General features: G+C 40.7%; 14 protein-coding genes and 1 pseudogene. 14 read left to right on the plus strand and 1 reads right to left on the minus strand.

Annotated features, from left to right (window positions below; translation table 11 throughout):
• Positions 1-499 precede the first annotated feature (499 nt).
• The 14 genes from tuf to QM917_RS08750 all read left to right on the plus strand — a co-directional run bounded on the left by tuf (position 500) and on the right by QM917_RS08750 (position 13,102).
• Positions 500-1,696 carry an elongation factor Tu gene (gene tuf / locus QM917_RS08685; RefSeq protein WP_001040718.1) on the plus strand — a complete coding sequence of 399 codons (1,197 nt, stop codon included), beginning with the start codon at positions 500-502 and terminating at the stop codon, positions 1,694-1,696.
• A 157-nt stretch (positions 1,697-1,853) separates the two neighbouring features.
• A complete protein-coding gene (gene proB, locus QM917_RS08690; RefSeq protein WP_075231254.1) occupies positions 1,854-2,963 on the plus strand; it encodes a glutamate 5-kinase in 1,110 nt (369 codons plus the stop codon).
• Positions 2,964-2,972: 9 nt separating this feature from the next.
• Positions 2,973-4,235, plus strand: a complete 1,263-nt coding sequence (locus tag QM917_RS08695) for a glutamate-5-semialdehyde dehydrogenase (RefSeq protein WP_414285473.1) — start codon at positions 2,973-2,975, stop codon at positions 4,233-4,235.
• Positions 4,236-4,238: 3 nt separating this feature from the next.
• Positions 4,239-5,036 carry a pyrroline-5-carboxylate reductase gene (proC, locus tag QM917_RS08700; RefSeq protein ID WP_371608030.1) on the plus strand — a complete coding sequence of 266 codons (798 nt, stop codon included), beginning with the start codon at positions 4,239-4,241 and terminating at the stop codon, positions 5,034-5,036.
• Positions 5,037-5,155: 119 nt separating this feature from the next.
• Positions 5,156-5,794: a dTMP kinase gene (gene tmk / locus QM917_RS08705; RefSeq protein WP_045763718.1), complete on the plus strand. Its 639-nt coding sequence runs from the start codon at positions 5,156-5,158 to the stop codon at positions 5,792-5,794.
• Positions 5,791-6,687, plus strand: a complete 897-nt coding sequence (locus QM917_RS08710; RefSeq protein ID WP_153224999.1) for a DNA polymerase III subunit delta' — start codon at positions 5,791-5,793, stop codon at positions 6,685-6,687. Before tmk ends, QM917_RS08710 begins: the two co-directional genes overlap by 4 nt.
• A gap of 24 nt (positions 6,688-6,711) precedes the next feature.
• The gene (gene yabA, locus QM917_RS08715; protein ID WP_001034369.1) at positions 6,712-7,029 is read left to right on the plus strand and encodes a DNA replication initiation control protein YabA; all 318 of its coding nucleotides are present in this window, start codon (positions 6,712-6,714) and stop codon (positions 7,027-7,029) included.
• Between the two features lie 2 nt (positions 7,030-7,031).
• A complete protein-coding gene (rsmI, locus tag QM917_RS08720; RefSeq protein ID WP_414285474.1) occupies positions 7,032-7,910 on the plus strand; it encodes a 16S rRNA (cytidine(1402)-2'-O)-methyltransferase in 879 nt (292 codons plus the stop codon).
• Between the two features lie 134 nt (positions 7,911-8,044).
• The gene (gene trmFO / locus QM917_RS08725; protein ID WP_322741476.1) at positions 8,045-9,379 is read left to right on the plus strand and encodes a methylenetetrahydrofolate--tRNA-(uracil(54)-C(5))-methyltransferase (FADH(2)-oxidizing) TrmFO; all 1,335 of its coding nucleotides are present in this window, start codon (positions 8,045-8,047) and stop codon (positions 9,377-9,379) included.
• 86 nt (positions 9,380-9,465) lie between these two features.
• Positions 9,466-10,200, plus strand: coding sequence for a UMP kinase (gene pyrH, locus QM917_RS08730; RefSeq protein WP_000433488.1), 735 nt, complete (start codon positions 9,466-9,468; stop codon positions 10,198-10,200).
• 9 nt (positions 10,201-10,209) lie between these two features.
• Positions 10,210-10,767, plus strand: coding sequence for a ribosome recycling factor (gene frr / locus QM917_RS08735; RefSeq protein WP_001262232.1), 558 nt, complete (start codon positions 10,210-10,212; stop codon positions 10,765-10,767).
• Positions 10,768-10,827: 60 nt separating this feature from the next.
• Positions 10,828-11,682: an RNA-binding virulence regulatory protein CvfB gene (gene cvfB, locus QM917_RS08740; protein WP_153224996.1), complete on the plus strand. Its 855-nt coding sequence runs from the start codon at positions 10,828-10,830 to the stop codon at positions 11,680-11,682.
• Between the two features lie 7 nt (positions 11,683-11,689).
• The gene (locus QM917_RS08745) at positions 11,690-11,905 is read left to right on the plus strand and encodes a YozE family protein (RefSeq protein WP_001232087.1); all 216 of its coding nucleotides are present in this window, start codon (positions 11,690-11,692) and stop codon (positions 11,903-11,905) included.
• 210 nt (positions 11,906-12,115) lie between these two features.
• Positions 12,116-13,102, plus strand: coding sequence for a PhoH family protein (locus QM917_RS08750; RefSeq protein ID WP_414273374.1), 987 nt, complete (start codon positions 12,116-12,118; stop codon positions 13,100-13,102).
• 3 nt (positions 13,103-13,105) lie between these two features.
• On the opposite strand, the pseudogene QM917_RS08755 reads toward QM917_RS08750, so the two are convergent.
• Positions 13,106-13,993, minus strand: a pseudogene (locus QM917_RS08755) (transposase); the annotation flags it as partial.
• Positions 13,994-14,243 lie beyond the last annotated feature (250 nt).

The raw sequence follows: 14,243 nt of genomic DNA on the forward strand, positions 1-14,243 counted from the left end.
CATATGAATCTTTCTAATGAGTTGTTTTGTCGCTTTTCATTATAGGTCATATGGGACTTTTTTTCTACAACAAAATAGGCTCCATAATATCTATAGGGGATTTACCCACTACAAATATTATAGAGCCTTTATCTTTGGCGCTGTAGTTGATCAAACTTTTTATTGGTTTTAAACTCTCAAATCTCTTATGATGAAACTTTAATTTTTCAATACATATTTTTTTACAAACAACTGAATGATTGAAGTCTTTCGGGGCTGAATATAGGAAATTCAGACTTGGGTTATTGATTTATGGTCTATCGCTTTTTGTGAAAATAAGCCTATTTATAGATATTTTAAATCAATTGGTAGAGGAAGTAGAGCAAGAATAAGAATAATTCACAAAAACTTTGTAAAACACTTGCAATTTAGCTGAAATTTGATAAAATAGTAAGGAAAGTTAGACTGTATTGCCTACTGTCTATCTATAAAATATATTTTATTGGAGGCTTTTACTCAAATGGCAAAAGAAAAATACGATCGTAGTAAACCACACGTTAACATTGGTACTATCGGACACGTTGACCACGGTAAAACTACCCTAACTGCAGCTATCACAACTGTTTTGGCACGTCGCTTGCCTTCAGCAGTTAACCAACCTAAAGACTATGCGTCTATCGATGCTGCTCCAGAAGAACGCGAACGCGGTATCACAATCAACACTGCGCACGTTGAGTACGAAACTGAAAAACGTCACTACGCTCACATCGACGCTCCAGGACACGCGGACTACGTTAAAAACATGATCACTGGTGCCGCTCAAATGGACGGAGCTATCCTTGTAGTAGCTTCAACTGACGGACCAATGCCACAAACTCGTGAGCACATCCTTCTTTCACGTCAGGTTGGTGTTAAACACCTTATCGTCTTCATGAACAAGATCGACTTGGTTGACGACGAAGAATTGCTTGAATTGGTTGAAATGGAAATCCGTGACCTTCTTTCAGAATACGACTTCCCAGGTGACGATCTTCCAGTTATCCAAGGTTCAGCTCTTAAAGCTCTTGAAGGTGACTCTAAATACGAAGACATCATCATGGAATTGATGAACACTGTTGATGAGTACATTCCAGAACCAGAACGTGACACTGACAAACCATTGCTTCTTCCAGTCGAAGACGTATTCTCAATCACTGGACGTGGTACAGTTGCTTCAGGACGTATCGACCGTGGTACTGTTCGTGTTAACGACGAAATCGAAATCGTTGGTATCAAAGAAGAAACTAAAAAAGCAGTTGTTACTGGTGTTGAAATGTTCCGTAAACAACTTGACGAAGGTCTTGCAGGAGACAACGTAGGTGTCCTTCTTCGTGGTGTTCAACGTGACGAAATCGAACGTGGACAAGTTATCGCTAAACCAGGTTCAATCAACCCACACACTAAATTCAAAGGTGAAGTTTACATCCTTACTAAAGAAGAAGGTGGACGTCACACTCCATTCTTCAACAACTACCGTCCACAATTCTACTTCCGTACTACTGACGTTACAGGTTCAATCGAACTTCCAGCAGGTACTGAAATGGTAATGCCAGGTGATAACGTGACAATCGACGTTGAGTTGATCCACCCAATCGCCGTAGAACAAGGTACTACATTCTCTATCCGTGAGGGTGGACGTACTGTTGGTTCAGGTATGGTTACAGAAATCGAAGCTTAATTCGATTTAGTTCCCAGAAGAACAATTATTTAAGTCAGACACTAAAAGAATCTTGCTATGCAAGGTTCTTTTTTTGCGATCAAAAGTGAGAGAGTTACTTTTTTACAATTTCATAAAATCATGGTAAAATGGTTAAATATTAAATTTGGAGAAAAATATGAAGTATAAGCGTATCGTATTTAAAGTGGGAACTTCATCCCTGACACATAAAGATGGAAGTTTATCTCGCAGTAAAGTAAAAGCTATCACACAACAGCTTGCAATGCTGCATGAAGCAGGTCATGAGCTTATTTTGGTGTCTTCTGGGGCTGTTGCAGCAGGTTTCGGAGCCTTAGGATTTAAAAAACGACCAACAAAGATTGCGGATAAGCAGGCTTCAGCGGCGGTTGGTCAAGGATTGCTTCTGGAAGAATATACAACCAATTTGCTCTTAAGACAGATTGTTTCAGCGCAAATCTTGCTAACTCAGGATGATTTTGTCGATAAGCGACGTTATAAAAATGCCCATCAAGCTTTATCTGTTCTTCTCAATCGTGGCGCGATTCCGATTATCAATGAAAATGACAGTGTCGTTATTGATGAGCTCAAGGTCGGGGATAATGATACGCTCAGTGCTCAGGTAGCTGCAATGGTGCAGGCAGATCTTTTGGTCCTCTTAACAGATGTAGACGGTCTTTATACTGGTAATCCTAACTCGGATCCAAGAGCTAAACGTCTGGAGAGAATTGAGACCATCAATCGTGAAATTATTGATATGGCTGGTGGATCAGGATCATCTAATGGAACTGGTGGAATGCTGACTAAGATAAAGGCAGCGACCATTGCGACAGAGTCAGGAGTACCGGTTTATATTTGTTCATCCTTGAAAGCTGATGCTATGATAGAGGCGGCAGAGAAGACTTTGGATGGTTCTTACTTTGTTGCACAGGAAAAGGGACTTCGTACCCAGAAGCAGTGGCTGGCCTTTTATGCCAAAAGTCAGGGAGCAATTTGGGTTGATAAAGGGGCGGCAGAAGCCCTCTCTCAACATGGAAAGAGTCTCCTTTTATCAGGGGTTGTAGATGTTGAGAGCAACTTTTCTTATGGCGATATTGTTACTGTTTTTGATAAGGAAACTGGAAAATCACTTGGAAAAGGTAGAGTACAACTAGGTGCATCGGGGCTCAAAGATGTCCTTCGTTCTCAAAAAGCCAAGGGAGTCCTGATTCACCGTGATGACTGGATTTCCATTACTCCTGAAATCCAACTACTCTTTACAGAATTTTAGAGGTAAACTATGGTAAGTACACAAGAACAATTTGAACAGGTACAGGCTGTTAAAAAATCAATCAACACAGCTAGTGAAGATGTGAAAAATCAAGCCTTGCTAGCCATGGCTGATCACTTAGTGGCTGCTACTGAGGAGATTTTAGCGGCCAATGCCCTCGATATGGAAGCGGCCAAGGGAAAAATCTCAGATGTTATGTTGGATCGTCTTTATTTGGATGCAGGACGTATTGAAGCAATGGCAAGAGGGATTCGTGAAGTGGTTGCTTTACCAGATCCAATCGGTGAAGTTTTAGAAACGAGTCAGCTTGAAAATGGCTTGGTTATTACCAAGAAACGGGTGGCTATGGGGGTTATTGGCATTATCTATGAAAGCCGTCCCAATGTGACATCTGATGCGGCTGCTTTGGCTCTCAAGAGTGGAAATGCGGTTGTTCTTCGTAGTGGGAAGGATGCCTATCAAACTGCCCATGCTATTGTTAAAGCCTTGAAGAAGGGCTTGGAGACAACGACCATTCATCCTGATGTGATCCAACTGGTGGAAGATACTAGCCGTGAAAGTAGCTATGCTATGATGAAGGCCAAGGGCTATCTAGACCTTCTCATTCCTCGTGGAGGGGCTGGCTTAATCAATGCAGTGGTTGAGAATGCTATTGTACCCGTTATCGAGACAGGGACAGGGATTGTTCATGTTTATGTCGATAAGGACGCAGACGACGATAAGGCTCTATCGATCATAAACAACGCTAAAACTAGTCGTCCTTCAGTCTGCAATGCCATGGAAGTGCTGCTTGTTCATCAAGACAAGGCGGCAAGCTTCCTTTCTCGCTTGGAGCAAGTTCTGGTTGCCGATCGAAAGGAAGCTGGTCTTGAACCGCTTCAATTCCGTTTAGATGAAAAAGCTAGTCAATTTATTTCAGGTATAGCAGCAGAGCCACAAGACTTTGACACCGAGTTTTTAGACTATATCCTAGCGGTTAAGGTCGTGAGCAGTTTAGAAGAAGCGGTTGCCCATATTGAAGCCCACAGTACCCATCATTCGGATGCTATTGTGACAGAAAATGCTGATGCTATAACTTACTTTACAGATCAAGTGGACTCGGCAGCGGTTTATGTCAATGCTTCAACTCGTTTCACAGATGGTGGTCAATTTGGTCTTGGTTGTGAAATGGGGATTTCTACTCAGAAATTACATGCGCGTGGTCCAATGGGATTGAAGGAATTGACCAGCTACAAATATGTGGTTACTGGTGATGGACAGATAAGGGAGTAAGAGATGAAGATTGGATTTATCGGCTTGGGGAATATGGGTTCCAGTTTGGCTAAGGCTGTCTTGCAGGCAAAAACGAGTCATCAGATTCTCCTTGCTAATCGTAGTCAAGCCAAGGTGGAGGCTTTTATTGCCAATTATGGTGGTCTGGCTTCTAGTAATGACGAAATTTTTGCAGAAGCAGATGTGATTTTTCTAGGAGTAAAGCCAGCTCAATTCTCAGAACTGCTTACTCAATATCAGTCAATCCTTGAGAAACGAGAAAGTCTTCTTTTGATTTCCATGGCTGCTGGTTTGACCTTGGAAAAACTCGCTAGTCTTCTTCCAAGTCACCATAGGATTATTCGCATCATGCCTAATACACCTGTTGCTATTGGGCAAGGAGTGATTAGTTATGCCTTGTCTGCAAATTGTCATCCAGAAGACAATGAACTATTTTGTCAACTGTTAGCCAATGCAGGGCAGTTGGTTGAAATAAGTGATGGTTTAATAGATGCAGCAACAGGACTTGCAGGCTGTGGACCAGCCTTTGTCTATCTATTTATCGAAGCTTTGGCAGATGCAGGAGTTCAAACAGGATTACCAAGAGAAACGGCATTGAAAATGGCGGCTCAAACAGTAGTTGGTGCAGGTCAAATGGTCCTAGAAAGTCAGCAACATCCTGGAGTCTTGAAAGACCAAGTTTGCAGTCCAGGTGGTTCAACCATTGCTGGTGTAGCAAGTCTAGAAGAACATGCTTTTAGAGGAACCGTTATGGATGCTGTCAATCAAGCCTACATAAGGACTCAAGAATTAGGTAAATAAGAGGTGAGCGTTAAAACTCACCCTCTTTTTTTCTTACAAAGAAGGAAATGAAAAAAGCTTTTCACAAATCCCCATTTTTTTGATAGAATAGAAGAGAGAAAAATAGAAATGAGTCAGACATGTCAAAAGGATTTTTAGTCTCTCTTGAGGGACCAGAGGGAGCAGGAAAAACAAGCGTTCTTGAAGCCCTAATCCCTGTATTAGAGGATAGGGGAGTGGAAGTTTTAACAACCCGTGAACCAGGTGGGGTCTTAATTGGAGAAAAAATTCGCGAAGTTATCCTAGATCCTAGTCATACTGAAATGGATCCTAAGACTGAGCTTCTCCTCTATATTGCTAGTCGTCGACAACACTTGGTGGAAAAGGTCTTACCAGCACTTGCAGCTGGAAAACTGGTTATCATGGATCGCTTTATCGATAGTTCGGTTGCTTATCAGGGCTTTGGGCGTGGTTTAGATATCGATGCCATTGATTGGCTTAATCAGTTTGCGACTGATGGACTGAAACCTGATTTAACTCTTTATTTTGATATTGAGGTCGAAGAGGGCCTGGCACGTATTGCTGCCAACAGTAATCGGGAAGTCAATCGTTTGGACATGGAAGGTCTGGATCTACACCGAAAAGTTCGTCAAGGTTACCTTTCTCTTATTGAAAGAGAAGGAAATCGCATCGAAAAAATCGATGCTAGCCTACCACTTGATCAAGTGATTGAAAATACGCAGCAGCTACTTTTTGACAGGATGGGATTAAGGAGATGAAACAAGAGCAATTAAGAGCTTGTCAACCTCTACAATTTGAACGTTTTGTTCATATCTTGGAGCAAGGACAACTCAATCACGCCTATCTTTTTTCAGGTAATTTTGGAAGTTTAGAGATGGCCCTTTTCTTGTCTAAAAGTCTCTTTTGTAGTGAGAAAACTGGTATTTTTCCTTGTGAAAAATGTCGGAATTGTAAATTGATTGAGCAGGAAGAGTTTCCTGATGTGACCATAATTAAACCTCTGAATCAAGTCATTAAGACGGAGCGTATTCGAGAATTAGTTGGTCAATTTTCCCAGTCTGGTATTGAAAATCAACGTCAGGTCTTTATTATCGAACAAGCAGAAAAAATGCATGTGAATGCTGCAAATTCACTCTTGAAGGTTATTGAAGAGCCACAAAGTGAGATTTATATTTTCTTTTTGACCGATGATGAGGAACAGATGTTACCAACAATTCGAAGTCGGACACAGATTTTCCAATTTAAGAAGCAAGTCTCTACTTTAATGTCACAGCTTGAAGAGGCTGGTTTAGTAAAAAATAAAGCTAAGCTATTGGCTCAGTTTAGTCAATCGCAGGCAGAGGCTGATAAGCTTGTCCATCAAGCAGGATTTTGGACACTAGTAGATGAAAGTGAACGCCTCTTTTCTTGGCTTTTAGCCCATAAAAAAGAATCCTATTTGCAAGTTGCAAAATTAACGAGTTTGGCTGATGATAAAGAAAAGCAAGATCAAGTGCTCAGGATTTTAGAGGTACTAGCTGGTCAAGAGATTCTCAATGTTTCAGCTCGAAATATTTTGCAAAATTTCGTCCAAACTCGTAAAATGTGGCGGGCCAATGTTAGCTTTCAAAACGCTTTGGAATACCTGGTTTTACAAAAAAATTTAAAGTAAAGATAGATTATAGAAAGGGCTGTAATGAATAAAAAAGAATTATTTGATGCTTTAGATGACTTTTCACAGCAATTGTTGGTAACCTTGGCAGACGTCGAAGCTATCAAGAAAAATCTCAAGAGTCTGGTAGAGGAAAATACAGCTCTTCGTTTAGAAAATGATAAACTGAGAGAACGTTTGGGAGAGGTTGAGGAGACAGCTCCAGCCAAAACGAAACATGTGAGGGAAAATGTCCGTCGCATTTATGAGGACGGTTTTCATGTTTGCCGTGACTTTTATGGCCAACGTCGGGAGCAAGATGCAGAATGTATGTTCTGTGATGAACTGTTGTTTAGGGAGTAAGTATGCAGATTCAAAAGAGTTTTAAGGGACAATCTCCCTATGGCAAGCTTTATCTAGTCGCAACGCCAATCGGTAATCTAGATGATATGACTTTTCGCGCTATTCAGACCTTGAAAGAGGTCGACTGGATTGCGGCAGAAGATACTCGTAATACTGGACTTTTGCTCAAGCATTTTGAGATCTCAACCAAGCAAATCAGTTTTCACGAACACAATGTCAAGGAAAAAATTCCTGATTTGATTGGTTTGTTGAAACAAGGTCAAAATCTTGCCCAAGTATCTGATGCAGGACTTCCTAGCATCTCAGACCCAGGTCATGATTTGGTCAAGGCTGCCATTGAAGAAGATATCGCAGTTGTCACAGTTCCAGGAGCTAGTGCAGGAATTTCTGCTTTGATTGCAAGCGGCTTGGCACCACAACCCCACATCTTTTATGGTTTTCTACCACGAAAGTCAGGCCAACAAAAGCAGTTTTTCGAAGCGAAAAAAGCTTATCCAGAAACTCAGATTTTCTATGAATCACCTCACCGTGTGGCGGATACGCTAGAAAATATGCTAGAAGTCTACGGTGATCGCTCGGTGGTTTTGGTCAGAGAATTGACTAAAATCTTTGAAGAATATCAGCGTGGAACTATTACTGAATTATTAGAAAGTATTTCTGAAATACCTCTTAAAGGCGAATGCCTTCTCATTGTGGAGGGTGCTAGTCAAGAAGTAGAAGATAAGGATGAAGAGGATTTATTTTCTGAAATTCAAGAGCGTATCCAACAAGGAATCAAGAAAAATCAAGCCATTAAGGAAGTCGCTAAGATTTATCAGTGGAATAAAAGCCAGCTATACGCCGCCTACCACGAATGGGAAGAGAAACAAGAAAACGACTAAACAGGGAAGTTTTCCTTCTTCCCTTTTTTTGTTATACTAGAATAAGAAAAAAATAGAAAGATTTGTGGGTGTCAAACAGTCTAATGACTTGTTCTGGAATGAACTTAAGTTTCACCCAAAGAGGTATTAGTGTCGTGTCTCAATCTTATATCAATGTTATCGGTGCTGGCTTGGCGGGTTCTGAAGCAGCCTACCAAATCGCAGAGCGTGGTATTCCAGTTAAGCTTTATGAAATGCGTGGTGTCAAGTCAACACCGCAACACAAAACTGACAATTTTGCAGAATTAGTGTGTTCTAATTCCTTGCGTGGAGATGCTCTTACAAATGCTGTTGGTCTCCTTAAGGAAGAAATGCGCCGCCTAGGTTCTCTAATCTTGGAATCCGCCGAAGCAACGCGTGTTCCTGCTGGTGGTGCTCTGGCGGTTGACCGTGATGGTTTCTCTCAAATGGTCACTGAAAAAATTGCTAATCATCCATTAATTGAAGTGGTACGCGATGAAATTACAGAATTGCCAACAGATGCTATTACAGTTGTAGCGACTGGTCCTTTGACTAGCGATGCCCTGGCTGAGAAAATTCATGCCCTTAATGACGGCGATGGCTTCTATTTCTACGATGCTGCAGCGCCTATTGTGGATGTTAATACGATTGATATGAACAAGGTTTATCTCAAATCTCGTTATGATAAGGGAGAAGCAGCCTATCTCAATGCTCCTATGACCAAGCAAGAGTTTATGAATTTCCATGAAGCCTTGGTTAATGCGGAAGAAGCTCCGTTGAATTCTTTCGAAAAAGAAAAATACTTCGAAGGATGTATGCCAATCGAAGTTATGGCTAAACGAGGCATCAAAACCATGCTTTATGGACCAATGAAACCGGTTGGCCTAGAGTATCCAGATGATTACAAAGGACCACGTGATGGTGACTTTAAAACACCTTATGCAGTCGTTCAACTTCGTCAGGATAATGCGGCAGGTAGTCTTTACAATATTGTTGGTTTCCAAACTCACCTTAAATGGGGAGAACAAAAGCGTGTCTTCCAAATGATTCCAGGTCTTGAAAACGCTGAGTTTGTTCGCTATGGAGTTATGCACCGTAATTCTTATATGGATTCACCAAATCTTCTTGAGCAAACTTATCGTTCTAAGAAACAGCCAAATCTATTCTTTGCTGGTCAGATGACGGGTGTGGAAGGCTATGTTGAGTCAGCGGCATCAGGTCTAGTAGCTGGTATTAATGCAGCTCGTCTTTTCAAGGGCGAAAGCGAGGCTATTTTCCCAGAGACAACAGCAATTGGAAGTCTAGCCCATTACATCACCCATGCTGACAGTAAACACTTCCAACCAATGAACGTCAATTTCGGAATTATCAAGGAATTGGAAGGCGACCGCATTCGTGATAAGAAGGCTCGTTATGAAAAAATTGCAGAGCGTGCCTTGGCTGATTTGGAAAACTATTTATCCGTTTAAAATTTTCAAAAGAATAACTCATGAGACTATAAAATTCTCAAAAAATGTGATAAAATAGTTTGAATAAAATAAAGGAGCGAAGTCAGGTGGAACCCAAATATAAACGTATTTTGATTAAGTTATCAGGTGAGGCCCTTGCTGGCGAACGTGGTGTCGGAATTGATATTAAAACAGTTCAAGCAATGGCTCAAGAAATTCAAGAAGTACATAACTTAGGTATTGAGATTGCCCTTGTTATTGGTGGAGGAAATCTCTGGCGTGGAGAACCTGCAGCAGAAGCTGGAATGGATCGTGTACAAGCAGACTATACAGGAATGCTTGGAACCGTTATGAATGCTCTTGTGATGGCAGATTCATTGCAACAAGTTGGTGTGGATACACGTGTTCAAACAGCCATTGCCATGCAACAAGTAGCAGAACCTTACGTTCGTGGTCGTGCCCTTCGTCATCTTGAAAAAGGACGCATTGTTATCTTTGGTGCGGGAATTGGTTCACCATACTTCTCAACAGATACAACAGCGGCTCTTCGTGCAGCTGAGATTGAAGCGGACGCTATCTTGATGGCTAAGAATGGGGTTGATGGTGTCTACAATGCTGATCCTAAAAAAGATAAGACAGCTGTTAAATTTGAAGAGTTGACTCACCGTGACGTGATTAATAAAGGTCTCCGTATCATGGACTCAACAGCTTCAACACTTTCAATGGACAATGATATTGACTTGGTAGTTTTCAACATGAACCAACCAGGAAATATTAAACGTGTTGTATTTGGTGAAAATATCGGAACTACAGTTTCAAATAATATCGAAGAAAAGGAATAAGAAATCATTATGGCAAACGCAATCGTAGAAAAAGCAAAAGAGAGAATGACCCAATCTCACCACTCACTTGCTCGTGAGTTTGGAAGTATTCGTGCTGGCCGTGCTAATGCTAGCTTGCTTGACCGCATCCACGTTGAGTACTATGGTGTTGAAACACCACTTAACCAAATTGCTTCTATCACAATCCCAGAAGCGCGTGTCTTGTTGGTAACACCATTTGACAAATCATCTTTGAAAGATATCGAACGTGCTTTGAATGCTTCAGACTTAGGTATTACACCAGCTAACGATGGTTCTGTTATTCGCTTGGTAATCCCAGCTCTCACAGAAGAAACTCGTCGCGATCTCGCTAAAGAAGTGAAAAAAGTTGGTGAAAATGCTAAAGTAGCTATCCGTAATATCCGTCGTGATGCTATGGATGAAGCTAAGAAACAAGAAAAAGCTAAAGAAATCACTGAAGATGAATTGAAGACTCTTGAAAAAGATATTCAAAAAGCAACAGACGATGCTGTTAAACACATCGACGAAATGACTGCCAACAAAGAAAAAGAAATCTTGGAAGTCTAAGAAATAAACAGAAAAACTCAGTTGGCATTGCTGGCTGAGTTTTATTCGAAAGAAGGAAATATGAATACAAATCTTGCAAGTTTTATCGTTGGACTCATCATCGATGAAAATGACCGCTTTTACTTTGTTCAAAAGGATGGTCAAACATATGCCCTAGCTAAAGAAGAAGGTCAGCATACAGTTGGTGATACGGTCAAAGGTTTTGCTTACACAGATATGAAGCAAAAATTGCGTCTCACTACTACAGAAGTGACTGCAACTCAGGAACAATTTGGTTGGGGAACCGTAACAGAGGTTCGTAAGGACCTTGGGGTTTTTGTTGATACAGGGTTACCAGACAAGGAAATCGTTGTGTCACTAGATATTCTCCCTGAACTTAAAGAACTCTGGCCAAAGAAAGGTGATCGACTTTATATTCGTCTAGAAGTGGATAAGAAGGACCGTATCTGGGGAATCTTAGCTTATCAGGAAGATTTCCAACGATTGGCACGTCCTGCCTACAATAACATGCAGAATCAAAATTGGCCTGCCATTGTTTACCGTCTCAAATTATCAGGAACCTTCGTCTATTTACCAGAGAACAACATGCTTGGATTTATCCATCCAAGTGAGCGCTATGCGGAACCTCGTTTGGGGCAAGTGCTAGATGCGCGTGTCATTGGTTTCCGTGAGGTTGACCGTACTCTTAACCTTTCTCTAAAACCACGTTCTTTTGAGATGTTGGAAAATGATGCGCAGATGATTTTGACTTACTTGGAAAGCAATGGTGGCTTCATGACCTTGAATGATAAGTCATCACCAGATGATATCAAGGCTACTTTCGGTATTTCAAAAGGTCAATTTAAAAAAGCACTCGGTGGTTTGATGAAGGCTGGCAAAATCAAGCAAGATCAGTTCGGCACAGAGTTGATTTAGGAGGCTTATGAGAAAATCATTTTATACTTGGCTGATGACCGAGCGCAACCCTAAAAGCAATAGTCCCAAAGCAATTTTAGCGGATCTGGCTTTTGAGGAGTCCGCCTTTCCGAAACATACAGATGATTTCGATCAAGTGAGTCGTTTTTTAGAGGAACATGCTAGCTTTTCCTTTAATATGGGAGACTTCGATCGTATCTGGCAGGAATATTTAGAACATTAAGGCTACTAGATGAGGTTTGGGATAGTAATTTCTCAGCCTCTTTGCTATAATATAGTCATTCAGTTTATCTTTTATGAGGATTTTCCTTATTTTGACAAGTTTCGTTTACCATTACGAATTGTCAGAGTGATAGGATTTTTGAAAGTTATTTCATACTTAAAAGAAAACAAAATGATAAAACGAAATAAGAGAATTAGAGAGGTTCTTTGTTTGAAGGAACATTCAATAGATATTCAACTGAGTCATCCAGATGACCTATTTCACCTTTTTGGATCCAATGAGCGCCACCTTCGTCTGATGGAAGATGAGTTAGATGTCATCATCCATGCCCGTACAGAGATTGTACAAGTCTTGGGAGCAGAGAATGCTTGTGAGGAAGCCCGCCAAGTTATCCAAGCCTTAATGGTCTTGGTCAATCGTGGAATGACCGTTGGAACTCCGGATGTGGTGACAGCCATTACCATGGTTAAGAATAATGAAATCGATAAGTTTGTCGCCCTCTATGAAGAAGAGATTATCAAGGATAATACAGGTAAGCCCATCCGTGTTAAAACCTTGGGGCAAAAGCTTTATGTGGATAGTGTCAAGCAACACGATGTGACCTTTGGGATTGGGCCGGCAGGAACAGGTAAGACTTTCTTAGCAGTGACTTTGGCCGTAACAGCCCTCAAGCGTGGACAAGTCAAGCGAATCATACTGACACGTCCAGCAGTGGAAGCAGGAGAGAGCTTAGGATTTCTTCCAGGTGATCTCAAGGAAAAGGTAGATCCTTATCTTCGTCCAGTTTATGATGCCTTGTACCAGATTCTTGGGAAGGATCAAACAACCCGTCTCATGGAACGTGAAATTATTGAAATTGCCCCTTTGGCCTATATGCGTGGACGTACCTTGGATGATGCCTTTGTCATTTTGGATGAAGCGCAAAATACAACCATCATGCAGATGAAGATGTTCTTGACTCGTTTAGGATTTAACTCGAAAATGATTGTCAATGGGGATATTAGCCAGATTGACCTGCCTCGTAATGTCAAGTCAGGTTTGATTGATGCTCAAGAAAAACTCAAGAATATTCACCAGATTGACTTTGTACATTTCTCAGCCAAGGATGTGGTTCGCCATCCAGTTGTCGCTCAAATTATCAGAGCCTATGAACCTCGACCTGTCAAAGCTGAAGAAAACCAAGAAGAAACAGAATAAAGAAAAAGGTTGGCAAAAACTCGCTTCCAAATAAAACCACACAGTGATTCCAGTCTTGAATATAATCAAGCTGAAAGAAACACTGTGTGGTTTTTGAATAGTGGATGTTTTAGAGGCTAGATTCTTGGCCAACTTGGTGAGATTCATGCTTATAAAGATGAATCCTATCTCTGTTGCGACAGCTTGTTTACCTCTGACATGCACTCTGCGCACGCCAAAAACACTCTTCAATCTACCAAAAACGGGTTCAACATCGATTTTCTGTTTTGCATAGATTCGAGAGCCTTCTTCACTATGTAATGTTTGCTTAAGGAGTTCCTTAAAGTAATTCCAAGTTGGATTATAATGGATTTGTTTCTGATTTCCACTATCTGTTTTAGCTAACTGTTCTAACTCAGGAGTATCTTGAACTTTATCCGCCTCGTAAATCTTGAAATCACGTTGAAAGCCATCCTTATCAGTTCGACTAGAGTAGTTCTTAAAGGAATAAACTAGGCCGTCGGGCTTTATAAACTGGTCCGTGTCCTCAAGATATTCCCAGTTCATTGGGTTATCTGTCTCGTTTAGTACTTTTAAGTCAATTTTGATTAGGTTGTTGGCATGTTTACTGGAGCGGAAGTTATTAATCGTTTTATAGCTAACATAGGTATCTTGGCTCAACCATTTCATGGAAATGACTTCTTCGTTCATTTGAACGATTTTACGTCCAAAGAACACTTGACGACCATAAGCGAATATGGTCATCTTCATGAGTATGGTTGGACGAAAGGCAGGGCGACCAGTGTGAGAGGTCTATTTCAGTAATACTTGACTAGGGATATTGTCAACAAATAGGCTAATCATTCTCGCTTCGTGAGTTGATGGAATATCGTAGGAATGATTTACTTCCAAACTTAAATGATGCTAGTGGTTCAACTTGATTATTACTACTTTTGATGGTGTGAATGTGCCTATAATGTATCTCAGTTAACTACGAAAGTTTTGGACTCTATAAAATTAACACACATTAATAAAAAAATTAACCTGTATTAATTTTTTCTTGACTTAAATTTTTTTAATTGATATACTATTTTTCAGAGAGCTAACAATTATATATAAATGTACTACTCTATTTCCTAGATAATACTTAGTAAAACTTTTT

Source organism: Streptococcus infantis (genome assembly GCF_047460685.1).
Taxonomy (GTDB): Bacteria; Bacillota; Bacilli; order Lactobacillales; family Streptococcaceae; genus Streptococcus; species Streptococcus infantis_AD.